The organism is Leucobacter sp. GX24907, from assembly GCF_053567335.1.
Map to the genome: position 1 here is coordinate 603,616 of NZ_JBSGPD010000001.1, position 25,930 is coordinate 629,545.

Sequence of the window (25,930 nt, forward strand, 5' to 3'; positions counted from 1 at the left end):
GCCTCGCAGATGCGAGGCACACGAAAAGCGCAGGGAGTAACAACCACATGGCAGCGCACACTACAGGCATCCGCGCAGGAGTCTCCGCACTCATTGCGACAGCATTGGCAGCATCAGGGCTGCTGTTGACCGCACCGGTTGCCCATGCCGAGGAACCCGACGCGACTCCGACACTGACCGCCGAGGTCACTGAATTTCCCGGTGAGCGGATCGTCATTGAGACGGACGGCGCTGGCTACACCGAGGCCTTGGCTGCGACTGGCGAAGTGCGCCTGGGCATCGTCGAACAGGGCGGTGCTCCCTCGACGGAGAACGCAGTGCTGGCCTCAGTGGATGCGGATGGTCGACTCCGGGCTCCAGCTGAGCCTCTCGAGAGAGCCGTCTCCGAGCTCGACGAGAATGTGCAGTACGAGGTCGTTTCCTGGGCTTCCGATGCCGAGCCGATCGCACAGAACACCTATGCGCGTGCAGCCGCCGATATCGACTGGAATCTGCTCGTTCCGCAGACCGAGGATGCCAGTGACGGTACGGGCAATGATGAGGAACCTGCCGCGGAGCCGACCGAGCCCAATGACGATTCCGCCGGGGAAGGCGACGCTGCTGATGCTCAGGCTCCGCAGCGCGCGGCGACAGCGAAGCAGCAGGCGCGTGCTGCTCAGGCGGCAGGACCGAGCATTTCGGTCGACGCGACTGAGGTTGCGGACGAGAAGGTCACTCTTGGTGTGACTGGCTCCGGTTATGACGATGTGCAGGCGTTGCCGGGTCAGTCTGAGCCGCATGCGTATCTCGCGGTGGTGCCGCGGGGCACGAATGTTGATGGGCTTGAGCAGGGTGACATGCTGGGCGAGGTTTCGGTGTCGATCCAGCCTGATGGAACGTTCACAACGGCCGATCTGTCTTCGGCGTGGGAGATCGTAGCGAGTGATCTGGATCGGACGAAGGAGTACGAGGCGATCTCGTGGCCGTCGCGTTCGAACCCGACTGCAGCGACGTTGTACACGCGTGCTGATATCGAGATCGACTGGGACGTACTGTACCCGTGCGTTGCTAACGGAGAGAGCCCGGTGGTCTGTGCGACTGTCACCGAGGTGCCTAATGACAAGATCACCATTGAGGTGATTGGCAGCGGTTACGAGGATGTACAGGCGTTGCCGGGTCAGTCCGAGCCGCACGCCTACCTTGCGGTGGTTCCAAAGGACACTGATATCGACGGGCTTGAGCAGGGTGACATGCTCGGCGAAGTGTCAGCCTCCATCCGACCTGATGGAACCTTCACGACTTCTGATTTGTCTGCGGCGTGGGAGGTCGCGGCGAGTGACCTGGATCGGGCAGTGGACTATGAAATCATCTCGTGGCCGTCGCGTTCGAACCCGACTGAGGTGACGCTCTACACACGTGCAGATATCGAGATCGACTGGCACAAGCTGTTCCCCGAAGATGCCCCGCGAATCACCGAAGCGAAGGTGGCCGGAGCCGACTCCAAGACTGGACTGACCGTACGGGTCGCCGCAGAGAACATCACCTTCCCGGCGGACGAGAAGGTCTCGGGAGTGACCGTCGCGATGGTTCAGCGCGGGACGAAGGTCTCGGACTCGACCGATGCAGTGAGAGTCAAGAACATCAGTATGGGCGAGATATCTGATGGCGAGTTCGTGACCACGCTTCAAGCGCCGAAGTCTCGTCTTGACCGGTACGAGAACTACGACGTGGTGATCTACCCCAACACGGGCTTCGCATCGCAGATCGCCTCAAGCAGACTGACGATCACCGCCGCGGATTGGACGAAGCTCTTCGGCAAGGCCCTTCCTGCCACCGTCACAGTCGACAAGGTTTCGGTGGGTAAAACTGGACTCAATGTGACGGTCAGTGCGAAGGACCTGCCAGGGAGCAATCTCTATGTTGCAGTCCTCGAACGCGGCAAAGAGTCCGAACTCAGCCAGGACGGCGGATACATGGAGTCAGGCTTCTTGTACCAGCCACCCGTGAAGAACGGCAAGGGCACGTTCAAATTCACACTCTCCAAGAACGACCTGAACCGTAACAAGGTCTATGAAGTGCTGATCTGGAAGTCTCACTCGAACCCGGACGCCAGCACAATTTATGGGCGTGCAGACATCAACATCAGTGAGCGTCAGTGGGATGCGCTGGCGAACACTACGCCTGCGAAGAAGAAGGAAAACAAGCCGAAGCCGGTGAGCCGTGGCGGATCCGCGCAGGCCGGGTCGCTGACCTGGGGCATCTCTTCGGGGTTCGCCGACTACACGACGAACAAGAAGCGGGCAGGCGGCAAGTCCGGTGGCAAGATCCTGACGAGCGGCGTCGGCGGTGGACGCGGCGGTTGGGTCTTCCCGCAGGCTTCCGGCGGCAGCTGGAACAAGTCGTCGCAGACGGGCACCGTCAGGTACTCCGGTGTGGTGATTTTCACCGCGCACAAGGGGCTCATGAACGAGAGCTTCTCGAACCCCGTCATCACCGTCAGTAACTCATCGAGCGGCACCATTTCGTCTGGTGGCCGGAGTTTCAGGCTCGACCTCGCGTCGGCGAACAAGTCGGTCGGGGCGAACGGCGAGGTCACCTGGAGCAACGTTCCCGTTGCTGGGAGCATCAGTGGTGGTGGCACCGGCGGCGGCGGATCGATTCCGGTCGATCCGCTGAGCTTCACCGTGGGCTCTGCGAGCAAGGTGAGCTATGGATCGACCGCCGACGGTGCTCCTGAAAAGCCCCAGCGCACGGCCGCAGCCACTCCGCCCGCTCGCGACGGCATCACGGTGCTGACCGATGCGGAGAAGATCACGGCAGGCGGGCGAATCCAGCTCGAGTCGGCAGGATTCGATCCCGAAGACGAAGGAGTTCTCGTCGTATTGTACGAAGACGTCGACGAGACTGAACCTATAGTGCTCGACGAAGAAGCCACGGCCGACGAGAGCGGCCGTGTCGAGTGGTCGGGCACGCTGCCGAAGGATGTGACCGGTGACTACGTCATCACCATGCAGGGCAGTATCGATACCGGGGCAGAACTCGATATCCTCAAGAAGAGGGATAAGACCTCCGCAAAGACCGCCGAAGCCAAGCGTGGTGTCCAAGCGGTAGCCGAAGACGAAGCCGTTGCCGCGGGCATCATCCCCGGCACCGGCATGGCATTGTGGGAGTGGTGGCTCGCCGCCGGCGGACTCGTCGCCATCGCGGCCTCAACCTCACTGCTCGCCATGCGCCAGCGGCGTGGCTGACCCACTCGCAGGCCACAACAACACGCACAACAACTCCAAGGAGGACCCCTGGTGAAAGCCCGATCCGTTCGCCGCGCAGGCGCGTTCATCGGCGGGGCGACGCTCGCGGCCGCTCTGCTCACCGCACCCGCAGCGGTGGTCGCGACGCCCGCAGCCGCAGAGGACACGGGCACCGGATGCGAAGTGACCGGAGGCACGCTCACCTGGGGCTTCAAAGAGAGCTTCCGTTCGTACATCAGCGGTTCGATCGCGAACGGATCCTGGGAGGCCTCCGATGGGGCCGACTACGAGATCCCGAACTTCGTCTGGAGCGACGCCACCGGCACCATTGATCCCGAGACAGGCTCCGGCGAGGTCTCCTTCACGGGCACCGTACATTTCACAGGCCACGATGGGGTGCTCGACCTCACCATCGCCAACCCGACCATCGAATTCGATGAGGGCGAAGCCGCCCTGCTCCTCGATGCCCGCAGCACCGACATGGAGGGTGACGAAGCGACCAACGTGGAGCAGGAGTGGTTCGGAGACATCACCGTCGACGGGGCTATTCAGCCCAGCGATGACGCCATCGAACTGACCGAGTTGCCGATCACTCTCACGAACTCGGGCGCGAGCTCCTTCGCCGGCTTTTACGAGGCCGGCGCAGACCTTGATCCCATCACCCTGAATCTCGAGGTCGCGGGGTGCGAGAGCACGGCCGCGCCGGTCGAGGAAGACACTCCGGCGCCGACCGAGGAGCCCGTCGCCGCCGCGCAGGAGCAACAGAACATCCCTTGGCTGCCCATCGGCATCGGAGGCGCCGCGCTCTTCGTCATCGGACTCACCGTCGGCCTGCTCATCGGTGGACGCAAGCCCAAGACCGCCCAGCCGCAGCAGCCTGCTGGCGACTCGGGCACGCCGACTCAGGGCTCCGATCAGCTGTTCAACGGCCCGCAGCAGTAGCTCCCGGGCAGCGGGGCGCTGCTGAGACGCGGCGCCTCGCCAGCCTCAGGAGCTGCGCATCGGCAGCACGATGCCGGCACCGGTAACGGGGTGCGGAATCACCTCGACGGGCGTCTGGTACACGTCGCTCACGATCTCCGCCGTCAACACGTGCTCCGGCGCATCGCAGACGGCGATCCGCCCATCGCGCAGCAGCGCGATGCGATCAGCGTAGGCACCCGCGAGATTGAGGTCGTGCAGCACCACGAGCACGGCATCCCCGGCCTGCGCCCGCTCACGAGCAATCGTGAGTACCGCCTCCTGGTGCTTCAGGTCGAGCGCCGCCGTCGGCTCGTCGAGCATGAGCACACCCGTGCGGCCGGCCATCACTCTGGCGAAACCGGAACGAGCCCGCTCGCCTCCCGAGAGCGACGGCACTCGACGGTTGCCCAGGTGCGCGATGTCGGCCGCGTCGATCGCATCGGCGATGGCCTCATTGTCCTCGTCTTCGAATCGGGTGCGACGCCACGGCGCACGCCCCATCTCGACCACCTGGTGCACCGTAAACGGGAACAGCAGCTGGTTGTCTTGCAGCAGCACGCCGCGTCGCCGCGACAGGTCAGAGAGCGACCACTCGGAGATCGGGCGGCCGCCGAAGTGCACCTCGCCGCGATCCGGAGCCACATCACCCGACATCACACTCAACAGCGTCGACTTCCCGGCACCGTTCGGCCCGAGCAGGGCGAGTACCTCGCCGGCGCGCAGCTCGAGCGACACCTCGTCGAGCAGCACCTTGCCGCCGCGAGAGAGATGCACCGACGACGCCGAGCACACGACCTGGCCCGTCGCAGCCCGTTCCGGGAGCGCGATACGGCGAGCCATCAGCCCCACCCCCCGCTGCGCTTGCGCGTACGCCGCAGCAGCCAGAAGAAGAACGGACCCCCGACGAGCGCCGTCAGCATGCCGATCGGCATGTCGGCGTTCGGTACGATCGTGCGCGAGCCGAGATCGGCGAGCGTGAGCAGCAGCGCGCCGCCGAGTGCTGAGGCGGTGACGAGCGGCAGGTGCGCGGGCCCCAAGATCATGCGCATGAGATGCGGGATCACGAGGCCGACGAACGAGATAATGCCCGCGAATGCGACCGCAGCGCCGGTGAGCAGTGCGACCACGAAGATCATGGTGATGCGCAGCACCTCGACGTTCACGCCGAGGTGTCGGGCGTTGCGCTCGCCGAGCGACAGCAGATCAAGCTTGCGTGCGGCGAAGTAGGCGGCGAGGAGGCCGACGGCGATCACCGGGGCGATGATGAAGACTTGCGACCAGCGGCTGCCGGCGAGGCTGCCGAGCTGCCAGAAGACGATCTGCTCGCGCGACTGGGTATCGCCGAGGAAGGTGAGGAGGGCGATTGCGGCGCCGGCGATCGCGTTCACCGCGATACCGGTCAGCACGAGCGTGACGACCTCGGTGCGCCCCTCGGCGCGACTCATGGCGTAGACGACCAGCGTCGCGGCAAGGCCGGCTCCGAAGGCGAAGACCGCCGTCGTCCACTCCCCGAACACAGTCACGCCGAAGACGATGGCAAGCCCGGCGCCCACTGCGGCGCCCGCCGAGATGCCGATGACTCCGGGCTCAGCGAGCGGGTTGCCGAAGATCGCCTGCATCAGCAGACCCGCGACCGAGAGCCCGGCCCCGATCAGCGCAGCGATCGCGACGCGGGGAAAGCGAACCGTCCAGAGCGTCTGATCGCCCATCGGATGACTCGGCAGGGGCAGCCAGTCGATTCCGATGCGATGCAGCAGCGATCCGAGTACTTCTTGCGGAGGGATGCCGAGCTGACCCGTGCTCGCCGAGAATATGACTGCCAGGAGGAGCGCGATTCCCAGTGCGATGAAGAGAAGCGACTTTCTCGCCGCGCGACGCGACGCCTTGGCGGGCGTGGGTGCTGTCATACGGTTTCGGGACACCTTTTGAATGAGGCCGCGGGAAGCGCCCGACGGCGAAGCGGGGCGGAGCATCGATCTCCGCTATTCATCATACCTAGGCTGGGCTAAGCTGAGTTGCGGTAATCATCGGACGAAGGGACCCGTCGGCGACATGAGGATCGGATCGAAGCGCGGACTCGCAGCACTCGCACTCGTGGCACTGCTCGGGATCAGCGCGACCGGCTGCACAGACGCTGCGGGGCACGGCGACCTCGACGAGCACAAGGGGCTCGAGCTGCCGCCGCTGAGTGAGATCACTCCGCTGGACGACCCGATCTCCTATGAAGGACCGACCACCGCGGTCGTCGGTGGCCCGAGCATTCCGCCGCTCGACGAGAAGCCCGAGGAGAGCTTGCCCGCCACGGTCACATCTCACGACAACACGGGCGACGCCGAGATCACGGTCGATGACAACTCCCGTATCGTCCCGCTGTCGTTGAGCGGCTCGGTCGGCGAACTCGTCTACGCCTTCGACATGGGCGACAACGTCGTCGGGCGTGACATCTCCACCAACTTCCCGGGGGCCGAAGATATCCCGCTCGTCACCGAGGGAGGACACTCGATCGACGCCGAGGGGCTGCTCGCAGTGAATCCGTCGCTGATCATCACCGATGGCAGCATCGGGCCGACCGATGTGATCTTGCAGATGCGCGACGCGGGTATTCCTGTCGTGACCGTCGACCGCGCCGTCGATGCCGAGACGAGCTACGAGACGGCCCAGCAGGTCGCCGACGCCATGGGCATCGGCGATGCTGCTCCTGACCTGATCGAGCAGATGCGCACCGCCGTGACCGAGAAAGAAGCAGAGGTTGAGGATCTGCTGCCCGAGGACGAATCGAAGCTGCCGCGTGTGGCGTTTCTCTATGTGCGCGGCACCGCAGGCATCTTCTACCTCTTCGGCGAGGGCAGCGGGGTCGACTCGCTCATCCGGTCCGTCGGCGCGATCGATGCCGCCGAAGAGATCGGATGGAAGGGGGAAAAACCGATGACCGAGGAAGCGCTCATCGCGATGGACCCCGACATCATCCTCGTCATGACCAAGGGACTGGAGAGCGCCGGCGGAGTGGACGGTCTACTCGAAGCGCAACCCAGCGTCGCGCTCACGACCGCCGGACAGCACCGCCGGATCATCGACGTCGACGACTCCGCGCTCTTCGCCGGAGGGACCCGCTTCCCAGACGTGATCGATGGACTCGCCCGCGCGATCTACGCTCCCGACTCGCTTGCGGAGTTCCAGGAAGACTAGCGCGCCGGCACCGCGGTCTCAGCTGATCCGCAAGCGGCAGCTACCTCGGCGCGGTAATCTGGTGGGCACACGAGGGAGCCGCACACGGCGGTGACACAGGGCGAGGAGAGTTGCGTGGCGAGTCACGGGGAGAACACGGGCAGCGAGCCATCCCGCCAAGCGCCCGGAGGTCTTCCCGCCGACCGGTACGACGAGATCAAGCGAACTGGTCGGATCGGCGCTCACCGAGTACAGGCCCGCCCGCGCTACTTCTGGCAGTTCCTCATCGCGGGCATTGCTGCATTTGTCGTGTTGACGGCCGCCGGCATTTTCTGGGTGCAGGGGCTCGACGGCAGCAACCCGTTCAGCGACCGGCTCGGCACCGAGGAGACCGCTGAACCCACGCAGGCTCCTGAGCCCGAGATCGACCCGGAGGCTGAGGTCGCGGTGCTCAACGGCACTGAGACGCTGAACTTGGCCTCGGCAGTCGACAGCATCATCACCGAGGAGCAGTGGGGCACCATCATCTTCTCGGGTGACGCCGCCTCGCACGACGTCACGACCTCCGCGGTGTTCTACCGCGAAGAAGACGATCTCGCCGCCGCCCAGGGGCTCGCCGCGAAGCTCGGCGGCATGACTCCGTACAAGACCGACGACTATGCGGACTACGGGGCTCGACTGATCGTGCTGCTCGGTGACGACTACCAGGGCCCTGGCTTGGATGAGGCCGCGGAACTGACGGCTCAGACCGAAACGCCCAACGCCGACGGAGGTTCGGGTACTGACGGAGACTCTGCGGAGTAGAGCCCGGGCTGCCGTCGTGCTCGGCGATCCTCACCCGATATCGATGCCGCGTGCCTGTGCACTTGCGCGGTGCTCTGCCCGCTGCGCTACCTGCTGTCTGAAGCCGCATCCTTTGCGTTCGCTCAGCGCGTGCAGGCTCGCTTGCACTCACAGGAACAGAGTGCCAAAATTGGCTTAGCACTCCGAATGAGCGAGTGCTAAGAATGCTTCGGCTCATGCGCCGCGATTTCGGGTGCGAGAGCCGTGAACACCACCACGAGCGTCCGGGAGGGACGAGTACATGGCAAAGATGATTGCGTTTGACGAAGAGGCACGTCGCGGTCTCGAGCGGGGTCTGAACATCCTCGCCGACGCCGTGAAGGTGACGCTCGGCCCGCGCGGCCGCAACGTCGTCCTCGAGAAGAAGTGGGGCGCTCCCACGATCACCAACGATGGTGTGTCCATCGCCAAGGAGATCGAGCTCGACGACCCCTACGAGAAGATCGGCGCCGAGCTGGTCAAGGAGGTCGCGAAGAAGACCGACGATGTCGCAGGTGACGGCACCACCACCGCGACCGTGCTCGCGCAGGCGCTCGTGAGCGAGGGTCTGCGCAACGTCGCAGCCGGCTCCGACCCCATCGCGATCCGCAAGGGCATCGAGAAGGCGGTCGAGGCCGTCTCGGCTCAGCTGCTCGACAATGCCAACGAGATCGAGACCACTGACCAGATCGCTGCAACCGCTTCGATCTCGGCCGCCGACGAGCAGATCGGCAAGCTCATCGCCGAGGCGATCGACAAGGTCGGCAAGGAAGGCGTCGTCACCGTCGAGGAGTCGAACACCTTCGGCACCGAGCTCGAGCTCACCGAGGGCATGCGCTTCGACAAGGGCTACCTCTCGGCATACTTCGTGACCGACGCAGACCGCCAGGAAGTCGTGTTCGAGGATCCCTACATCCTCGTCGTCAACAGCAAGATCTCGAACGTCAAGGATCTCGTGACGGTCGTCGATCCCGTGATCCAGTCGGGCAAGCAGCTGCTCATCATCGCCGAGGACGTCGAGGGCGAGGCGCTCGCTACCCTCGTGCTCAACAAGATCCGCGGCATCTTCAAGTCGGCCGCCGTCAAGGCTCCCGGCTTCGGCGATCGCCGCAAGGCAATGCTGCAGGACATCGCGATCCTCACCGGCGCCCAGGTCATTTCCGAAGAGGTTGGCCTCAAGCTCGAGAACGCCACCATCGACATGCTCGGCACCGCGCGCAAGGTCATCATCACCAAGGATGAGACCACCATCGTGCAGGGCGGCGGCGAGAGCGACGCGATCGACGGTCGTGTGACCCAGATCCGTCGCGAGCTCGAGACCACCGACAGCGACTACGACCGTGAGAAGCTGCAGGAGCGCCTCGCGAAGCTCGCCGGCGGCGTGGCGGTCATCAAGGCCGGCGCGGCGACCGAGGTCGAGCTCAAGGAGCGCAAGCACCGCATCGAAGACGCCGTTCGCAACGCGAAGGCTGCTGTCGAGGAGGGCGTGCTGCCCGGTGGTGGTGTCGCGCTGATCCAGGCCGGCAACGCCGTCTTCGAGAAGCTCGACCTGGCCGGTGACGAGGCAGTGGGCGCCAAGATCGTCCGCGCCGCCATCGAGGCTCCGCTGCGTCAGATCGCTCAGAACGCCGGCCTCGAGCCGGGCGTCGTCGCTGATCGCGTCGCGAACCTGCCCCTCGGTCACGGCCTCAACGCCGCGACCGGTGAGTACGGCGACCTCGTCGTCCAGGGCATCCTCGACCCGGCGAAGGTCACCCGCTCGGCGCTGCAGAACGCAGCTTCGATCGCAGGCCTCTTCCTCACCACCGAGGCTGTCGTCGCTGAGAAGCCGGAGCCCGCAGGTGCGGCACCGGTCGACCCGACGGGCGGCATGGACTTCTAAGTCCTGACTGAGAGCGGGGTCGCACCTTCGGGTGCGGCCCCGCTTTTGTGTGGGCATGTTGCGCGACGCACGCCAGAGCAGGTCTGCAGGGATTGCTGTCCTGGAGGGGTGCGCCAGTGCCGGGATCCTGCACTCCGCAATCCCGGGGCGGAGTGCCTACCCGGGATGCCCGGGCAGTTGAACGCGGAACGTCGCACCGCCGCCCGGCGTATCGAGCACCTCGATCTTGCCGTTGTGCGCATCGACAATCGACTTCACGATAGCTAAGCCGAGCCCGGACCCGCCGGTCTCGCGGTTGCGCGAAGTGTCGGCGCGCCAGAAGCGGCCGAAGATCTTGTCGCGCAGTTGCTGAGGGATGCCTTCGCCGTGATCGACGATGTCGAAGCGCGCGATGCGCTGATCCGGAGCCTCAGGGTTCGGGGGCGCCGCAGACACGACGATCTCGATCGGACTGCCTTCCGGGGTGTGCCGCATGGCATTGCCGATGAGGTTCGTCATCACCTGACGCACCTTGTGCTCGTCGCCCACCACGACAGGCGCCGACGGATCCTCAACCGCGGTAATCTCGCGATCGGCATCCTGCGCACTCGCATCGAGCGCGGCGTCGCGGGCGAGGTCGTTGAGCGACAGGTCGGTGAGCTCGAGCGGTCGGCGCTCGTCGAGTCGTGCGAGCGAAAGCAGATCCTCGACCAGCGAGGTCATGCGGATCGCCTCTTTCTCGATGCGCTCCATCGCCTGCCCCACCTGCTCGCCGCTCTGCAGCGCGCCCATGCGGTACAGCTCGGCATAGCCGCGCACCGAGACCAGGGGCGTCCGCAGCTCGTGACCTGCATCACCCACGAAGCGACGCATTTGCTCGATCGTACGTGCCCGGTCGGCGAGCGACCCGTCGAGGCGATCCAGCATGAGGTTCAGAGATTCACCGAGGTGGCCGACCTCCGTATGCGGGCTCGACACCATGATGCGCTTCGAATAGTCGCCCCGAGAAATCTCGAGGGCCGTCTGCTCGACCTGAGCGAGCGGCAGGAAGGTTGTGGTGACGAGGATCCGGGTCAGTGCGGCTCCGAGCAGAATGACACCGATCCCGAACCCCGTAAAGATGATGAGGTACTGCGCCATCACCTGATTGACGCTCGCCGTAGAGATGGCGATCAGCAGTGTGCCACGCGGTTCGCCGGTATCGTCGAGGATCGGGGCCGTGACAAACCGCCACTGAATCGCATCGGGGCCCTCGAGCGAATTCACTTGATCGCCGTTGCGCTGCACCCAATCGATCGGCAGCGGTTGCACCTCTGGAATGCTGGTTCGCGTGCGACTGCGCGCATTGTCGTACTGCACGAATCCGTCGGAGTCGAGCACGGCAATGTAGTACTGGCTGCCCGCATAGCGGACGTCATCGCGGGAGAGCGCGCTCGGATTCGCGCCGGGAGCGAGCGCCGGAGTCGGGTCGCTGCGGAGCTGGCTGAGCGTCGTGTCTTGGCCGCGGATCAGCTGCGGTTGCAGCAGCGACATCGTGCCGACACCCGCGACGAAGAGCCCGAGAAACAGGATGAAGACTGTGACACCCGTGATCTTCGTACGCAGAGAAACGTCGGCCCACCGGGCCGCAAGCCGGTGCCCGAGTTTCAACGCCTACTTCGTTTCGGTCTTGAGCATGTAGCCGAAGCCGCGCTTCGTCTGGATCAGCGACTCCTCGGTCAACGGATCGATCTTGCGGCGCAGGTACGAGATGTACGACTCCACGATGCCGGCATCGCCGTTGAAGTCGTACTCCCAGACATGGTCGAGAATCTGCGTCTTCGACAGTACGCGGTTCGCGTTCTGCATGAGGTAGCGCAGCAGCTTGAACTCGGTGGGGGAGAGCTCGACCGGGGTATTCGCGACCGACACCTCGTGGGTGTCTTGATCCATCGAGATCGGGCCCACCTCGAGCAGCGCATCCTCATCTTCCTGGATGGTGCGGCGCAGAATCGCCTTGATCCGCGCAATGATCTCGTCGAGGCTGAACGGCTTGGTGACGTAGTCGTCGCCACCGACCGTGAGGCCCTCGACTTTGTCTTCCGTGTCATCCTTTGCGGTGAGGAAGATGATCGGCGCCGTGTAGCCGGCGGTGCGGAGGCGCTTCGTGACACTGAAACCGTTCATGTCGGGCAGCATCACGTCGAGGATGATCAGGTCAGGTTCTTCCTCAAGCACTGCGGAGATCGTCTGGGCGCCATTCGCGACGGTGCGCACGCCGAACCCGGCGAAGCGGAGGCTCGTGCTGAGCAGCTCGCGGATGCTGGGCTCGTCGTCGACGATCAGGATTCTGGGGCCCTTGTTCTGCGTGTTCTGCGGAGTCATGAGTTCAGTATCTGATCGTTTGCTATGAGTCTGCTGAAAGGTTCTGGAGTTGGGAGCGGCGGAATCCAGCCTCAGTCGAGCTCGTCGGCGTTCATCAGGGTGTAGCTGTACCCCTGCTCGGCGAGGAATCGCTGCCGATTCTGTGCGAAGTCCTGATCCACCGTGTCTCGTGTGACGAGCGTGTAGAACGATGCCGTCACCCCATCGCCCTTCGGCCGCAGCAGGCGACCCAGGCGCTGGGCCTCTTCCTGGCGTGAACCGAACGACCCCGAGATCTGGATCGCCACCGAGGCGTCGGGCAGATCCACCGAGAAGTTCGCCACCTTCGATACGACGAGGATCCGCTCCTCACCCGCGCGGAACGCCTGGAACAGACGCTCGCGCTCATCGACCGGAGTCTGTCCCGTGATCAGAGGCGCCCCCAGCGCCTCAGACATCGACTCCAACTGGTCGATGTACTGGCCGATCACGAGCACGCTCTCGTCAGGGTGACGGTCGATGATCCTGCGCGCCACCGGCTGCTTGATCATTGCGCTCGACGCGATGCGGTAACGATCCTGATCCTCTGCCACCGCGTACTCGAGACGCTCCGACTCCGGCAGCTCGACCCGCACCTCGAAGCACGCCGCGGGAGCGATGAAGCCCTGCGCCTCAATGTCTTTCCACGCTGCGTCATACCGCTTCGGGCCGATGAGGCTGAACACGTCGCCCTCGCGGCCATCCTCGCGCACCAGAGTCGCGGTCAGACCCAAGCGACGGCGCGCCTGCAGGTCTGCCGTGAGCTTGAACACCGGTGCCGGGAGCAGGTGCACCTCGTCGTAGACGATGATGCCCCAATCCTGCGCGTCGAGCAGCGAGAGGTGCCGGTACTCGCCCTTCCGGCGACTCGTCAGGATTTGGTAGGTGGCGATCGTGACTGGCTTGACCTCTTTGACCTGTCCCGAATACTCGCCGATCTCATCTTCGGTGAGCGTCGTACGACGCAGCAACTCATCGCGCCACTGCCTCGCCGACACCGCGTTCGTGACCAGGATCAGCGTCTTCGCTCCAACGGCCGCCATCGCCGCGGCGCCGACAATCGTCTTGCCCGCGCCACAGGGCAGCACAACCACCCCGGACCCGCCGTTCTGGAACGCCTCAACGGCCTTCGCTTGGTAATCGCGCAACTCCCATGTTGGAGTCGAGGCGGTGGTCTGGGGTCTCGTCGGTGCCTCCGGTGATTCTGATGCTTCTTCTGCCGGTGCTCCTGCCGCCGCGGATGCTCCTGCCGACTGGAAGTCGAGCTCGATCTCGTAGGGCTCGCCGGGCGTGTAGCCCGCGAGATCCTCTGCCGGCCAACCGCGCGCCACCAGCTCCTGCTTCACCTGACCACGTGCCCACGGGGCGATGGGGAACGTGTTCTCGTCAATTCGATTGCCCAGCAGCGGTGCGATTCGCTTTGCGCTCGTCACTTCGCGCAGGATCGTCGGCTCGTCCGAGCGCAGCACCAGAATCGTCTCGGGGCGCTCGAGATTCGGGATCCCGCCTTCGTTGGCTGTGGAAGCGTTATTCGTGGGTGTTTCGTCAGAGGCCTGATCGTCAGCGGGCTGCGATTCACCCCTGGTCGTCGGGGCATCCGAGGCGGATGGGTCGATCGGGAAGACGAACCCATCGGGAGTGGGGATGCGTTCGATCGTGAGCCGCCCGTACCGATGCATCGTCTCGCCGATCTCGGCGGCGATGGAGCTTGGCACCGGGAACTTCGCGTATCGGTTCAGCGTCTCGAGTATCTCGTCGGCCGTGTGCCCGGCTGCACGGGCGTTCCAGAGTCCGAGCTGCGTGATCCGGTAGGTATGGATGTGCTCCGGGGCCCGTTCAAGCTCCGCGAAGACGGCGAGGGCGTGTCGAGCGTCTTCGGCGTCGGGGTGGGCAACCTCGAGCAGGACGGTCTGGTCGCTCTGAACAATGAGGGGGCCGAGAGTCATAGCGCACCAGTCTACCGGCACGACGCAGGCGCCGGTTACTTCGCTTTAGTGCTTGGTGTGTGGCGCTGGGCTGGTGATCCTTATCGAGATGAGCCCCGTTGTTGATTGCCGCATCCGAAGCAACCACAGGGCTCATCTCGACGGTCGGGGGTCGGGGGTCGGGGGGGGCGAGGCCGCGGGTGCAAGGGCTATGGCATCCTGCGACCGTCGTCTGGTCACGCCTCACACGCGGCAGAAGTGAACCTTGGCCACGGAGGACTGTGGATGGAGATCGTTCTCGCGCACCTTGCACCCAGAGTAGGGGGCATGCCGTTCCCCCGAGCTTCAGATCACCTTTTGCCAGCCGTGTTCACTCCCGCCGAGGCACGCGCCGTCGGTATCAGTCATCAGGTCCTAAGACACACCCGCTTCGATCGACCCTTTCGAGGAGTGCGGCGGCGATCAGACCACTCCGAAGCAGCGAGAACACATGCGCGAAGCGGCGGACACGGTCAAGGTACCGAGACACAGATGCAGGATCATGCCGTCTCGTACCGCCCTCTCCTCCGACCGCGGGAGACCTTCAGTCACACGACCGCGCTCGTATTGCTCGGGGTGCCTGTGCATACAGATAGCGTGCTGCATGTGACGATCCCTACGCCCTCGGCGCCCGCGAAACGGCAGGGAGTGCGCGGCCACAATTGCAGCAGAGCAGTCGCACCCATGCTGAACCGGGACTCGTTGCCCTGCACGCCATGGATTGATGCCTTGATTCAGGCTGCTTCGTTGCTGAACATCCGTGAGCTCGTCGTCGCGATCGACCACCTCATCTGCCCTCGAGGCTCGACGCTTCAGGCGTTGGTGGGTCGAGAAGAACTGGAGCGGGCACTGTTGAACAGCCGGGCTCGGGGAGCGCGGCTTCTGCGCGCAGCCATGAGGATCGCCAGACCCGGCGCAGAATCTCGTATGGAGAGCCTGGTGCACTTCGAACTTGCCCGACTCGGCCTGGATGACCTCGAAATGCAAGCGAACCTGCACGATCAAGCAGGCAGATGGATTGGGCGATTCGACCTCGTTTGCCGCAGACGGAAGCTCATTATCGAGTACGACGGAGAGCAACATCGCACTGATCGGGCCCAGTACCTCAAAGACGTGAAACGGATTGAGCGCGCGCAGGCGGCGGGCTATCGGATCCTGCGACTACACAAGGAAGACTTCGTCCTTGCAAGGCTGTCGGCAACACGACGCCTGCTGTGCGACTTTCTCGGTGCGGCACAACGGCCTGTACCCGTTGAGCTTGACCGATACTTTGCCGCGGTGTGAGGGGGTAGGTGTCGGGACCGGGGCGCGCGGTTCGGGGTGGGAGAGGTGATCTTGCACCGAGATGAGCCCTGTTGTTGCTTCAGGCTCGGGAAGGGACAACAAGTCTTATCTCGATGAGGAATTGGAGCAGGCGAGCGTGGATGGAGGTGGGGGCGCGGAGGTGTTGGCAGACGCGGGTGCGGGCAGGTCCTGGTGCGGGGCGCGGGCCGGGGCGCTTACGCCGGCGAGACCGCGACAATGGCAGACAGGGGGAGGGTCCGCTCGACTCCTGCAGCTTCGTCTGAAGCGCGCAGGCGTCCACCCGACATGGAGACCGGGAGCATCAGGAACTCGTACTCCCGGCCGCGGGCTTCAGCGATGATGCGTACTCGGGCTCGATCCCGGATAGCGAGATCCAATCGGCGGGTCATGTCAGCCTCGCCCGGCTCCGAGCGCGCCGCCTCAAATACCCGGTCAATCAAGACATCGAAATCGTCGGACTCGTTGTGGGAGGAAGACGCAGTCGCGGTGGCATCCACGGCATCTGAGCTCGGGGTATCATGGTGCCCGGCTCGCTCGAGTTGCCCAGTTTTCCCCGTCTGCGCAGCTTGTCCCGCCCGCGCGGCTTGCGCGGCTTGCCTTGTGCGCTCTACTTGCTCGGTGATCTCCGGCCGGCCGGCGCCAGCGGGCGCCACCGCGGCGGAAAAGTTGTTCCCGGGATTCGCCGCAGCAGTGGACGGGGCCGAACCAGAGATCAGCGCCGAGTCAGAGACCTGTTGAGTGCCGGTCGCCTCGGGGCGTCGTGTCGCGGGGTAGCGGGCGTCGACCAGCGCGGTCAACACATGCTCGGTGCTCAGGCGCGAGAACAGGCGATAGGGTTGACCTTCTCCGAGAGTGGACTCCACAGCATCCACGGCGGGCTGCAACTGGAGGTGTTGCAGCGCACGGTCGACGCGCAGCATCTCAGCGGTCTCGGCGCGGGTGGTTTCGACGAGCGTGCGCCCCTCATCGCCCGTGTGCGGGCTGACCAGGATGCTGTCGCGTCGCGAAAGCTCATCGATCAGAAACGCCAGCGGCTGCGGCACCCCTGTGACCGAGAGGCGTTCGAGTTCACGTCGCAGGTCTTCGGGCGACGTGCCGGCGTCGACGGTGCGCGCGAGTGCCTCGGGTGTGATCCGCAGGGTTGAGGCGACGCCGAGCTGCTCAGGCTCTGAGACGCTGGTGAGTAAGTGCTCGTCGCCCGGTCGCAGCGGGCCCGGCTCGATCACCGAGAGGTCCGGCTGCAGGTAGACCGAATCGACGGCCGCGGGCATGTGCTCTGCGGCGCTCGCCGCAAGCGTGTCGCGTCGGGCCCCTGGATCCTGCATCTCACAGAGCCCGACCCGCGCTGCCGCCGTGAGCGAGTGATTGACCGTGAGACCCAGATCTTCGCACGCTTCCGCAGCCTCGATCGCCGCCTCCCGCGCCCCTTGCGGAAGGAGCGGGTAGCGGCTCGGCAACAGTTGCTCAGCCGCAGCGGTCGCGTCGTCAGGCATCTCACTGAGGCTTTGGAAGAACTGCGCTCCGAGGGCCGAGATGCGGGCCTCCGCGAGGATGGCCCAGCGGTCGGGGTGCGGGAGATCCAGCCAGGCCGTACCCGAGCTGGTGATGACGAGCGAGCCGCCACCGGACGCATCGGTCGGCACCGTGGTGGTGAGCTTCGCGCACTCGAGGGTGCGGAGGCAGCGTTGCACAGCGGCCGGATCGATGCCGTACTGCTCGGCAATTCCGCGCACGAATGCGACCGCAATGGTGCCGCGGCGATTCACCTTTCCGGGTCGCTGAGACAATGCGCGTAGGATCGCGGCCGCCCGAGCAACTGTCGTGAGTGCGGCCCCGTACCAGGGAGCTGCCGGAGCGCCCGGCGAGTCAGGAGAGGTCGGGTTCTCCGTGCATGCGGTCGCTGCCGAGGCGCCCCCGGGCTCTGATGACCGACGGGGCAGCGGAGCGTGGGTGAGGGCGTCGCGGGACAGGCCGACCGATGCAAGCGCTGCTTCGAGCGCCGCCGTCACCTCGGGAAGCGGGGTAGGATTCCCGGAGTCGTCCCTGCCTACCAAGCCGAGCTCGATGAGGGTGAGGATCGTCGGATCCTCCGCGGTAGCGCAGGTTGCCGGCGAAGAAGACTGATCTGCTGAAGCGTTCGCGTCGCCGTCGAGGCGGATCAGAGCGGCCAGCTCGGAGACCTCGCGGACGGAGAGTACCCGCGAGATCGAATCTCCCCGCAGCAGTTCGAGTGCGAGGGTCAGAGGATCCTGCACCCCTTCGACCGCGCGGAGCAGTCGGGCCCGCACCAGCGATGCCAGCCCAGGCCGATCGAGCGCCGCGATCGACGTCGCGAGGGGCAGGGCTCCGTTCGTCATGGCACGATCAGCGGTCAGCGAGTGCCGCCGCGCTTTCGCTTGTGGCCGCCGTGCGAAGCATCGGCCTCGCGGCCGCGACGGCGCATGCTCAAGAAGAGCAGCAGGATGAGCGTGACGAACCCGAGGGGCAGGCCGACGAACGCGATGCCGGTCACCAGGGGCCACAGGCCGTCGGCGAGCACTTCGTGATCGTTCATCCCGACGATGAGCGTCACGATGTAGGAGGTCACCGCGACGACGATGATCGTCAGGGTCGCGATCGCGAGGACGCGTTCAAGGAGCGACGGCGTCGAGTCGGGGTTCTGGTCTGCGGGCATCCAACCCAGAATACCTGTACTGCCCGAAGTGCGCACGGTCGAGACGGCTAGACTGATAGGAAGTATGCGCCGAGGCCACTGGGGTCGCGGCAAGGAGGTCTCAGTCGACGGGTCGGCTGAGGTTCGGCGGTGCCGCGTCACCGAGATGGAGAGGGTCATGCCAAACGGCAAGGTCAGGTTCTACGACGAAGACAAGGGTTTCGGCTTTATTCAGGGCGATGACGGGCAGCAGGTGTACCTGCACGCGTCAGTGCTCCCGGATGATGTCGAGGTGCATTCCGGCATGCGGCTCGAGTACAGCGTCGCCGACGGACGAAAGGGTCCGCAAGCGCTTTCGGTGCGCCCGCTCGAGGCGCCGCGGCTGGCGAAGCGCTCGCGCAAGCCGGCCGACGAGATGGCTGTGATGATCGAGGATCTCGTGAAGATGCTCGACGGACTCGGTGAGCGGCTGAAGCACGGTCACTACCCGGAGCGGGCTCAGTCGCGTCAGGTCGCGACGATCCTGCGGCGCGTGGCGGACGATTTCGATGTCTAGCAGCGACGCTGCGGACAAGCCGAGCGACGTCGTGGCTGAGTCGACCGCGTCGGAGTCGAGCGAGACCGCGACCGAGTCGGCCGAGGTTGCCGCTGAGGTGACCGTCGATTCGGTGCTGCTCGACGCGCGTGACCAGGCCAGGGCCGCACTCGAGGAGATCACCGACGCGGCCAGCATCGGTGGAGAAGCCGGGTACGACGTGCCCGAGGATCGTGTGGTCACGCTGTTCTTCGAGTGCCGTCTGCCGGGCTACCCCGGGTGGCGCTGGGCCGCAATGGTGACGCGGGTCGACGACGATGCTCCGGTGACCGTGCTCGAGGTGGACCTGCTTCCCGGCGAGGGCGCGGTCGTCGCACCCGAGTGGGTGCCCTGGTCAGTGCGGCTTCAGCAGTACCGCGAGTCGCAAGCGCGTCAAGCAGCGGAGGAGGCCGCGGCAGCGACCGCTGCGGCTGAGGAGTTGTCGGAAGAGGATGACGCGGAAGACGATCTCCTCGACAACGACTTCAGCGACTTCGACGACGAGATCGATGGAATCGACCTCGACGAGGGTTCTGACGATGAAGACTCTGACGATGCGGAAGATGCCGACGCGGACGACGAGTCCGACGATGATGACTCGGCCGATGCTGATGAGGACGCCGATGACGAGGATTCTGACGAGGACGACGAATCAGATGATGACGAAGACTCAGATGATGACGACTCGGACGACGAGTCCGACGAAGACGATTCGGCACTGAATCAGCGCTGACACAGAACAGCCGACACAGAACACAAGAGTCCGGCGCGGCCCCTCGACGAGGAGCCGCGCCGGACTCTTTCTTCGCTCCCTGACCGGAATCAGGCGAGGCGCTCGAGCACGTAGTCGATGCAGCCGGTGAGCGCGCGAACGTCGTCCGGATCGATCGCCGTGAACGTCGCGATACGCAGCTGGTTGCGTCCGAGCTTGCGGTACGGTTCCGTGTCGACAACGCCGTGGGCGCGCAGAGTCTTCGAGATCACGGAAGCATCGATCGCGTCATCGAAGTCGATCGTGACGACGACCTGCGAGCGGTGATCCGGATTCGACACGAACGGCGTCGCGACCTCCGACCGTTCGGCCCAGTCGTACAGGACGGACGACGATTCGGCAGTGCGATCAGACGCCCACGAGAGACCGCCGTGGGCGTTGATCCACCGCACCTGCTCATCCATGAGCGCAAGCGTCGAGAGCGCCGGGGTGTTGAGCGTCTGATTCTTGCGAGAGTTCTCGAGCGCCCCGCCGAGGGCGAGCGTCTCGGGGATGTAGCGATCCGACGCCGCGATGCGCTCGATGCGCTCGATCGCAGCCGGTGAGACCAGGGCGAACCACAGGCCGCCGTCTGACGCGAAGTTCTTCTGCGGCGAGAAGTAGTAGACGTCGGCCTCATTCGCGTCGAAGTCGATGCCGCCGGCACCGCTCGTCGCGTCGACGACGGTCAGCGCGCCGGCATCACCCGTGACCCGCTGCACCGGAGCCATGACGCCGGTCGAGGTCTCGTTGTGCGGGAAGGCGTAGACGTCGATGCCCTCGGTAGATTCAGCTGAGGATCGCGATCCCGGATCTGCCTGGCGGATGTCGGGGGACTCGAGGAACGGAGCGGCCGCGACCGCCTTGCCGAACTTCGCGCCGAACTCGCCGAACGCGAGGTGCTGGCTGCGTCGCTCGATCAGGGAGTGGGCCGAGGAGTCCCAGAACGAAGTCGCGCCACCGTTCGCGAGCAGGATCTCGTAGCCCTCAGGCGCCCGGAACAGTTGCGCGAGCCCGTCGCGCACGCTGCCGACCAGGTCCTTGACCGGCGCCTGACGGTGCGAGGTGCCGAGCACTCGCGGCTGGAGCGAGGCGAGGAAGTCGATCTGTTCGGTGCGGATCTTCGATGGGCCGCAGCCGAAGCGCCCGTCGGAGGGGAGGAGGTTCGAGGGAATCTGGATCTCTGCCATGCTGCGATTCTACCGGCGACCACTGATATCGGCTTCGATGCATGCTCTAGGCTTGATCAATGAATGCAGGCAATTGAGGAGAGCGGCTGATGACGGACCTGATCGACACGACAGAGATGTACCTCCGCACCATTCTGGAGCTCGAGGAAGAGGGGATCGTGCCGCTTCGCGCACGCATCTCGGAGCGTCTGGGGCACTCGGGTCCCACGGTCTCGCAAACCGTTGGGCGCATGGAGCGTGATGGCCTCGTCGTGGTGACGGGGGATCGTCATCTTGAGCTCACCGAAGAGGGGCGAGCCAAGGCGGTGCGCGTCATGCGCAAGCATCGTCTCGCGGAGAGGCTGCTCTCGGACGTGATCGGGCTCGAGTGGTCGTACGTCCACGACGAAGCCTGCCGCTGGGAGCACGTCATGAGCGAGCGTGTTGAGCTGAAGCTGCTCGATGTGCTGGGCAATCCCACGGAGTCCCCGTACGGCAATCCGATCCCGGGTCTCGACGAGTTGGGCACCGCAACCGCAGGCTCATTCCAGCTCGGAGTCGAGAGTGTCGCGCAGCTGCTCGCTGACGGTGAGCCGTCGGTGACCGCGCGCATCAGCCGGTTGGCTGAGCCGGCGCAGGTCGATCCCGAGTTCTTGAAGCAGCTCGAGTCGGCCGATATTCGCCCGGGCCGTACTGCGACTTTCGAGCATCGCGATGACTATGTGCGGGTGCAGGTCGAAGGCAGCGATACGGCACTCGAGGTGTCGCTCGAAGCTGTGGGATACATTTTTGTGGCCGTGTGACCACTCGTCACATCTGTGTAATGTCACAGTGTACTCTCTAAAATAATCATGCGCGTGCGGAATCGCTCGTGCGCTGACCTGGGCATTGCAAACCGGCGATACCCCACCCGAGATAGGAGCCTCCGATGACGCTGCCGAGCCCGAATGCGCATATCCGTGCCGTAGTCGAGACCATGGAGCACCGCAACCGCGACGAGCCGGAGTTCATGCAGGCTGCCCACGAGGTGATCGAGACGCTCGAGCCCGTGCTCGCCGAGCACCCCGAGTTCATCGAGGCCAGCATCCTTGAGCGCATGATCGAGCCCGAGCGTCAGATCATCTTCCGCGTGCCGTGGGTCGACGATCAGGGCGACGTGCAGGTCAACCGCGGGTTCCGTGTGCAGTTCAACTCGGCGCTCGGACCCTACAAGGGTGGCCTCCGCTTCCATCCGAGCGTGACGCTTTCGGTCGTGAAGTTCCTCGGCTTCGAGCAGATCTTCAAGAACGCCCTCACGAACCAGCGGATCGGTGGCGGCAAAGGCGGATCAGACTTCGATCCGCGCGGACGCAGCGACGCGGAGGTCATGCGTTTCTGCCAGAGCTTCATGACCGAACTCGCCGGGCACATCGGCGGCGACGTCGACGTGCCCGCGGGCGATATCGGTGTCGGCGGTCGCGAGATCGGCTACCTCTTTGGCCAGTATCGCCGACTCACCGGCAAGTATGAGGCCGGCGTGCTCACCGGTAAGGGCACCGGCTGGGGCGGCGCCGAGGTGCGCACCGAAGCCACCGGCTACGGGGCTGTGTTCTTTGCACAGGAGATGCTGCAGCGGGTCGGCGAGAACCTGGAAGGGCGCGTCGCAGTGGTGTCGGGATCGGGCAACGTCGCCACGTACGCGATCGAGAAGCTCGCGCAGCTCGGCGCGAAGGCGATCACGGCCTCGGATTCGAGCGGCTACATCGTCGATGAGGAGGGCGTGGATGTTGCTCTGCTCAAGCAGGTCAAGGAAGTTGAGCGCGCCCGCATCTCGGTTTACGCCGAGAGCAAGCCCGGAGCCCGCTTCATCAGCGGCGGCTCGGTGTGGGACGTTCCCTGCGATATCGCCATGCCTTGCGCCACTCAGAACGAGCTTTCGGCGGAAGCGGCTCGCGAACTCGTGAAGAACGGGGTGCGCGCGATTGCTGAGGGTGCGAACATGCCCACCACACCTGACGCGGTCGCCGTCTTCACTGAGGCGGGAGTGCTTTTCGGTCCCGGCAAGGCAGCCAACGCGGGCGGTGTGGCGACGTCTGCGCTTGAGATGAGCCAGAACGCGGCTCGCTCCCGCTGGGATCGTGACCGCAGCGAACAGGCGCTCCAGTCGATCATGCGCGACGTGCACGACTCCGCGTTCGAGGCAGCAGAACGGTACGGTCGGCCCGGAGATTACGTGCTCGGCGCGAACTCCGCGGCCTTCGTAAAGGTGGCTCAGGCAATGCTCGCGCAGGGCGTCATCTAAACGATTTCCGGCGATTGTTACCTCAGCGTGACAATTCCGTGATCATCGGTTACGCTGGTCGAGGCTCTGCGGCACACAAGCAAAGTCACGTCCTCCCAGACAGCAAACGTAAGGCAGATTCTCTTTTGACTCAGCACTCCAGCACTGACCTGGCAGTCCTCGCACACCCGAAGGTTGCTCCGAAGACTTCCGCAGCGAAGCGTCTGGCACAGGCGGCAGGGGCCGCAGTGCTCAGTGTCGGACTCGTCGGCACGTTCGCGCTTCCCGCATATGCGACGTTCGATCAGCCGGAAGGGCAGCCCGATGGCTTCAGCCAGCCGCTGAGCTCCGCTCCTGCGCAGAACCTGGCAACCGAAGACATCTCGGAGGCTGCAGCGCTTCCTGGCGATGACCTTGGCAAGCTGGACGACAGCGCGGTCATCGCGGCGCAGGAGAAGGCCGAGGCTGAAGCCGCTGAGAAGGCAGCCGAGGAGGCTGCTGCTGCCGAGCAGGCGAACAGCGCTTCACAGGAGCAGGCCGAGGTTTCGGACGTTCCCTCGGGCAAGGGCGCTGCGGCTATCGTCAATGCTGCTCGTGCGCAGCTCGGCGACATTCAGGACTGCACCGCTCTGGTCGAGCGTTCGCTGCGCGCGGCCGGCATCCCCGCTGGTGACCTGGGAACCCAGGTTGGCGAGTACACCGCTCTGGGTGGAACCCAGGTGAGCACCGGCTCGCTGGCTCCCGGCGATGTTCTCATCTGGCCCGGCGCACACGTCGCCATCTACATCGGCAACGGTCAGGCCGTGCACGGTGGATGGAACGGCAACCAGACCGTGATCGCCAGCATCAACACTGGCACCGGCGGCGCACCGTCGGCTGCGGTCCGCTTCTAAGCGACAGACTTCTCGCGCGTAACGCGCTGATGGCGGCTCGGCTCCTTCGCGGGAGCCGAGCCGCCGTCGTATGTCCAGGCGGACGCGACAGGTGCCGGGTGCCGGGTGAGACGGTCCAGACGTCGCAGAGCGTGATGAACAGCTCTCCTTGAGCGCAATCCGCGTCAGCGCAAATCAGGTGGCGCACGAATCGGGGTCTACGCGAATCGGCCGGCACACCGATGCGGTGCGCTAGACTCGCAGAGGCCCAGTTTGGGTCAGCGCCTCAGTAGCTCAGTGGATAGAGCACCGCTCTCCTAAAGCGGGTGTCGTAGGTTCGATTCCTATCTGGGGCACTTTGAAACTGTTGCAACCGGCCGCGTAATTGCGGCCGGTTGCTTGTTTCTGCGGTGGTTCTTGTGAACTGGCACCTACGGTGGTCGTTCTGCTTTGTCGAGTCTGAACTAATGCCGCGGTTTTGGGGGCAGAGTTCGAACCTCGTCACTTGGGGTGCGTTGAGGATTCAAACTTTCCCGTCTGCTCGTCATGGTCTCAGGGTGTTTGATCGTCGGTGCTCATCGTCTGATGGGCGCCAGCGATCGAGATGAGATTCGAATAATGACTGACCAACCTGAACCGCACCAGGCCGATGCTGAACACGAAGTTCTAGAGGTGAAGTACGCGGTCACCTACCTGCGTGTTTCGACCACGGCGCAGAGCCGCAAAGGCGGCTCGAACGAGGGCTACTCGATCCCCGCACAGCGAGAAGCAACCCGCAAGACCGCCCATTCGCACGGAGCGTTCGTTGTGAAGGAGTTCGTCGATGCTGGCGCCTCGGGCACATCGATGCATCGTGCTGGTCTCCAGAAGCTCCTAACCTACGTTGAGGAGAACCGTATCGACTACGTGATCGTCCACAAGCTCGATCGACTGGCACGCAGCCGTAAGGACGATGCTCTCATCGCCGAAAGGTTTCAAAAGGCGGGGGCGGCTCTCTTATCGAGTTCAGAGAGCATCGATGCGAGCCCTGGCGGTGAACTCGTACATGGGATCATGGCATCGATCGCCGAGTTCTACTCGCGAAACCTCTCGAATGAGGTCATGAAGGGGATGCGGAAGAAGCACGAGGCCGGCGGAACCCCTGGCAAAGCACCGCTCGGCTACGTGAACGTGAGCGTGATCGGCCCCAATGGAAGCGAGCATCGCACAGTGGAGATCGACGAGAAGCGCGCTCCACTCGTCAGATGGGCCTTTCACGACTATGCGCGGGGAGAGACGAGCCTGCGCGAGCTTGCCGAGTCGCTGAGCCTACTCGGGCTGCGCGCCTCAGCTTCCGTTGATGGTGGGAGTGAGGTTCGGATCAACATCGTCCACAAGATGCTGCGGAATCCTTACTACAAGGGCGTTGTGCGGTGGGGCGGCATCGAGCACGTCGGCACCCACGTTCCGCTTGTGGACGCTGCTGTCTGGCAGCGTGTCCAAGAACGACTCGACGAACGAAAGAACACGCCTGATCCTCGTTCGAAGCATCCGCACCATCTATCGCGTGTGCTGAGGTGTGGCGAGTGCGGCTACGCAATGGTCGTATCGAGATCCCGCTCGCAAAGTGGCAAGGTCTATCCATACTTCGTGTGCAGCGGTAGGGCGAACCGGCGGGCGGACTGCCGTATGAAGGCTGTGCTGATCGAGACAGTGGAGCGACTGGTCGAAGATCTCTACCGTCAGGTGAGCCTGACTCGTGAGCAATACCGTGAGCTCATGCGAGCGAGGAGGCCTCGCGATGTTGTGCCAGAAGAGCGGAGCAGAAACAGTCCCGCGAACCTAGCGGAGCACCGCCGGGTCTGATGTAGGAACAGGTGACATCAAACATGGCTAGCCGAGAGGGCTGGCCTGGAAGGATGTCATCATGCCCAAGCCGTTCCCCAAGGAGTTCAGAGATGACGTGATCCGCGTCGCCCAGAA

20 protein-coding genes and 1 tRNA gene are annotated in these 25,930 nt (G+C 64.6%); 13 read left to right on the forward strand and 8 right to left on the reverse strand.

What is annotated here, in order from left to right:
- Nucleotides 1-47: 47 nt before the first annotated feature.
- Nucleotides 48-3,227 (forward strand): HtaA domain-containing protein, encoded by a 3,180-nt coding sequence (locus ACUYV6_RS02770; protein ID WP_449277113.1) that lies wholly within the window; start codon nucleotides 48-50, stop codon nucleotides 3,225-3,227.
- A gap of 51 nt (nucleotides 3,228-3,278) precedes the next feature.
- Nucleotides 3,279-4,169 (forward strand): HtaA domain-containing protein, encoded by an 891-nt coding sequence (locus ACUYV6_RS02775; RefSeq protein ID WP_449277114.1) that lies wholly within the window; start codon nucleotides 3,279-3,281, stop codon nucleotides 4,167-4,169.
- Between the two features lie 45 nt (nucleotides 4,170-4,214).
- Here the strand turns inward: ACUYV6_RS02775 and ACUYV6_RS02780 are convergent, their stop codons facing one another.
- Both ACUYV6_RS02780 and ACUYV6_RS02785 read right to left on the reverse strand, forming a co-directional pair.
- The gene (locus ACUYV6_RS02780; protein ID WP_449277115.1) at nucleotides 4,215-5,030 is read right to left on the reverse strand and encodes a heme ABC transporter ATP-binding protein; all 816 of its coding nucleotides are present in this window, start codon (nucleotides 5,028-5,030) and stop codon (nucleotides 4,215-4,217) included.
- Nucleotides 5,030-6,097 carry a FecCD family ABC transporter permease gene (locus tag ACUYV6_RS02785; RefSeq protein WP_449277116.1) on the reverse strand — a complete coding sequence of 356 codons (1,068 nt, stop codon included), beginning with the start codon at nucleotides 6,095-6,097 and terminating at the stop codon, nucleotides 5,030-5,032. The genes ACUYV6_RS02780 and ACUYV6_RS02785 overlap by 1 nt, the downstream gene beginning before the upstream one ends.
- A gap of 145 nt (nucleotides 6,098-6,242) precedes the next feature.
- Here ACUYV6_RS02785 and ACUYV6_RS02790 point away from each other — a divergent pair, with 145 nt between their 5' ends.
- The 3 genes from ACUYV6_RS02790 to groL all read left to right on the forward strand — a co-directional run bounded on the left by ACUYV6_RS02790 (nucleotide 6,243) and on the right by groL (nucleotide 10,059).
- Nucleotides 6,243-7,376 carry a heme/hemin ABC transporter substrate-binding protein gene (locus ACUYV6_RS02790; RefSeq protein ID WP_449277117.1) on the forward strand — a complete coding sequence of 378 codons (1,134 nt, stop codon included), beginning with the start codon at nucleotides 6,243-6,245 and terminating at the stop codon, nucleotides 7,374-7,376.
- 114 nt (nucleotides 7,377-7,490) lie between these two features.
- Nucleotides 7,491-8,159 (forward strand): LytR C-terminal domain-containing protein, encoded by a 669-nt coding sequence (locus ACUYV6_RS02795; RefSeq protein WP_449277118.1) that lies wholly within the window; start codon nucleotides 7,491-7,493, stop codon nucleotides 8,157-8,159.
- Between the two features lie 280 nt (nucleotides 8,160-8,439).
- A complete protein-coding gene (gene groL / locus ACUYV6_RS02800) occupies nucleotides 8,440-10,059 on the forward strand; it encodes a chaperonin GroEL (protein WP_449277119.1) in 1,620 nt (539 codons plus the stop codon).
- A 156-nt stretch (nucleotides 10,060-10,215) separates the two neighbouring features.
- Here the strand turns inward: groL and ACUYV6_RS02805 are convergent, their stop codons facing one another.
- The 3 genes from ACUYV6_RS02805 to ACUYV6_RS02815 form a co-directional block, all read right to left on the reverse strand.
- Nucleotides 10,216-11,688 (reverse strand): ATP-binding protein, encoded by a 1,473-nt coding sequence (locus ACUYV6_RS02805; protein WP_449277120.1) that lies wholly within the window; start codon nucleotides 11,686-11,688, stop codon nucleotides 10,216-10,218.
- 3 nt (nucleotides 11,689-11,691) lie between these two features.
- Nucleotides 11,692-12,402 (reverse strand): response regulator transcription factor, encoded by a 711-nt coding sequence (locus ACUYV6_RS02810; RefSeq protein WP_449277121.1) that lies wholly within the window; start codon nucleotides 12,400-12,402, stop codon nucleotides 11,692-11,694.
- Between the two features lie 71 nt (nucleotides 12,403-12,473).
- On the reverse strand, nucleotides 12,474-14,366 hold the full coding sequence (locus ACUYV6_RS02815) for a DNA repair helicase XPB (RefSeq protein WP_449277122.1): 1,893 nt from the start codon (nucleotides 14,364-14,366) through the stop codon (nucleotides 12,474-12,476).
- Between the two features lie 747 nt (nucleotides 14,367-15,113).
- Here ACUYV6_RS02815 and ACUYV6_RS02820 point away from each other — a divergent pair.
- Nucleotides 15,114-15,668, forward strand: a complete 555-nt coding sequence (locus tag ACUYV6_RS02820; protein WP_449277123.1) for a DUF559 domain-containing protein — start codon at nucleotides 15,114-15,116, stop codon at nucleotides 15,666-15,668.
- A 215-nt stretch (nucleotides 15,669-15,883) separates the two neighbouring features.
- Here the strand turns inward: ACUYV6_RS02820 and ACUYV6_RS02825 are convergent, their stop codons facing one another.
- Together ACUYV6_RS02825 and ACUYV6_RS02830 are read right to left on the reverse strand one after the other, a co-directional pair.
- Complete coding sequence (locus ACUYV6_RS02825; RefSeq protein ID WP_449277124.1) at nucleotides 15,884-18,046, reverse strand: helicase-associated domain-containing protein; 2,163 nt, start codon at nucleotides 18,044-18,046, stop codon at nucleotides 15,884-15,886.
- A gap of 14 nt (nucleotides 18,047-18,060) precedes the next feature.
- The gene (locus ACUYV6_RS02830; protein ID WP_449277125.1) at nucleotides 18,061-18,363 is read right to left on the reverse strand and encodes a hypothetical protein; all 303 of its coding nucleotides are present in this window, start codon (nucleotides 18,361-18,363) and stop codon (nucleotides 18,061-18,063) included.
- A gap of 157 nt (nucleotides 18,364-18,520) precedes the next feature.
- Here ACUYV6_RS02830 and ACUYV6_RS02835 point away from each other — a divergent pair, with 157 nt between their 5' ends.
- Nucleotides 18,521-18,898, forward strand: a complete 378-nt coding sequence (locus tag ACUYV6_RS02835; protein WP_449277126.1) for a cold-shock protein — start codon at nucleotides 18,521-18,523, stop codon at nucleotides 18,896-18,898.
- Entirely contained in the window at nucleotides 18,891-19,649 is a 759-nt protein-coding gene (locus tag ACUYV6_RS02840; RefSeq protein WP_449277127.1) for a DUF3027 domain-containing protein, read from the forward strand. Before ACUYV6_RS02835 ends, ACUYV6_RS02840 begins: the two co-directional genes overlap by 8 nt.
- Nucleotides 19,650-19,738: 89 nt before the next feature.
- On the opposite strand, the gene serC is transcribed toward ACUYV6_RS02840, so the two are convergent.
- Entirely contained in the window at nucleotides 19,739-20,857 is a 1,119-nt protein-coding gene (gene serC / locus ACUYV6_RS02845) for a phosphoserine transaminase (protein WP_449277128.1), read from the reverse strand.
- Between the two features lie 89 nt (nucleotides 20,858-20,946).
- On the opposite strand from serC, the gene ACUYV6_RS02850 reads away from it, so the two are divergent.
- The 5 genes from ACUYV6_RS02850 to ACUYV6_RS02870 all read left to right on the forward strand — a co-directional run bounded on the left by ACUYV6_RS02850 (nucleotide 20,947) and on the right by ACUYV6_RS02870 (nucleotide 25,813).
- Entirely contained in the window at nucleotides 20,947-21,639 is a 693-nt protein-coding gene (locus tag ACUYV6_RS02850) for an iron dependent repressor, metal binding and dimerization domain protein (RefSeq protein WP_449277129.1), read from the forward strand.
- 125 nt (nucleotides 21,640-21,764) lie between these two features.
- On the forward strand, nucleotides 21,765-23,117 hold the full coding sequence (gene gdhA, locus ACUYV6_RS02855; protein ID WP_449277130.1) for an NADP-specific glutamate dehydrogenase: 1,353 nt from the start codon (nucleotides 21,765-21,767) through the stop codon (nucleotides 23,115-23,117).
- Nucleotides 23,118-23,242: 125 nt separating this feature from the next.
- On the forward strand, nucleotides 23,243-23,989 hold the full coding sequence (locus ACUYV6_RS02860) for an NlpC/P60 family protein (RefSeq protein WP_449277131.1): 747 nt from the start codon (nucleotides 23,243-23,245) through the stop codon (nucleotides 23,987-23,989).
- Between the two features lie 262 nt (nucleotides 23,990-24,251).
- Nucleotides 24,252-24,324 (forward strand) — tRNA-Arg (locus ACUYV6_RS02865).
- Between the two features lie 262 nt (nucleotides 24,325-24,586).
- A complete protein-coding gene (locus ACUYV6_RS02870; protein ID WP_449277132.1) occupies nucleotides 24,587-25,813 on the forward strand; it encodes a recombinase family protein in 1,227 nt (408 codons plus the stop codon).
- Nucleotides 25,814-25,930 lie beyond the last annotated feature (117 nt).

Coding starts and splice junctions, on each gene's coding strand:
- ACUYV6_RS02770 (WP_449277113.1), top strand. CDS start 48: ATGGCAGCGCACACTACAGGCATCCGCGCAGGAGTCTCCGCACTCATT.
- ACUYV6_RS02780 (WP_449277115.1), bottom strand. CDS start 5,030: ATGGCTCGCCGTATCGCGCTCCCGGAACGGGCTGCGACGGGCCAGGTC.
- ACUYV6_RS02785 (WP_449277116.1), bottom strand. CDS start 6,097: ATGACAGCACCCACGCCCGCCAAGGCGTCGCGTCGCGCGGCGAGAAAG.
- ACUYV6_RS02790 (WP_449277117.1), top strand. CDS start 6,243: ATGAGGATCGGATCGAAGCGCGGACTCGCAGCACTCGCACTCGTGGCA.
- groL (WP_449277119.1), top strand. CDS start 8,440: ATGGCAAAGATGATTGCGTTTGACGAAGAGGCACGTCGCGGTCTCGAG.
- ACUYV6_RS02810 (WP_449277121.1), bottom strand. CDS start 12,402: ATGACTCCGCAGAACACGCAGAACAAGGGCCCCAGAATCCTGATCGTC.
- ACUYV6_RS02815 (WP_449277122.1), bottom strand. CDS start 14,366: ATGACTCTCGGCCCCCTCATTGTTCAGAGCGACCAGACCGTCCTGCTC.
- ACUYV6_RS02825 (WP_449277124.1), bottom strand. CDS start 18,046: ATGACGAACGGAGCCCTGCCCCTCGCGACGTCGATCGCGGCGCTCGAT.
- ACUYV6_RS02830 (WP_449277125.1), bottom strand. CDS start 18,363: ATGCCCGCAGACCAGAACCCCGACTCGACGCCGTCGCTCCTTGAACGC.
- ACUYV6_RS02835 (WP_449277126.1), top strand. CDS start 18,521: ATGCCAAACGGCAAGGTCAGGTTCTACGACGAAGACAAGGGTTTCGGC.
- ACUYV6_RS02840 (WP_449277127.1), top strand. CDS start 18,891: ATGTCTAGCAGCGACGCTGCGGACAAGCCGAGCGACGTCGTGGCTGAG.
- serC (WP_449277128.1), bottom strand. CDS start 20,857: ATGGCAGAGATCCAGATTCCCTCGAACCTCCTCCCCTCCGACGGGCGC.
- ACUYV6_RS02850 (WP_449277129.1), top strand. CDS start 20,947: ATGACGGACCTGATCGACACGACAGAGATGTACCTCCGCACCATTCTG.
- gdhA (WP_449277130.1), top strand. CDS start 21,765: ATGACGCTGCCGAGCCCGAATGCGCATATCCGTGCCGTAGTCGAGACC.
- ACUYV6_RS02870 (WP_449277132.1), top strand. CDS start 24,587: ATGACTGACCAACCTGAACCGCACCAGGCCGATGCTGAACACGAAGTT.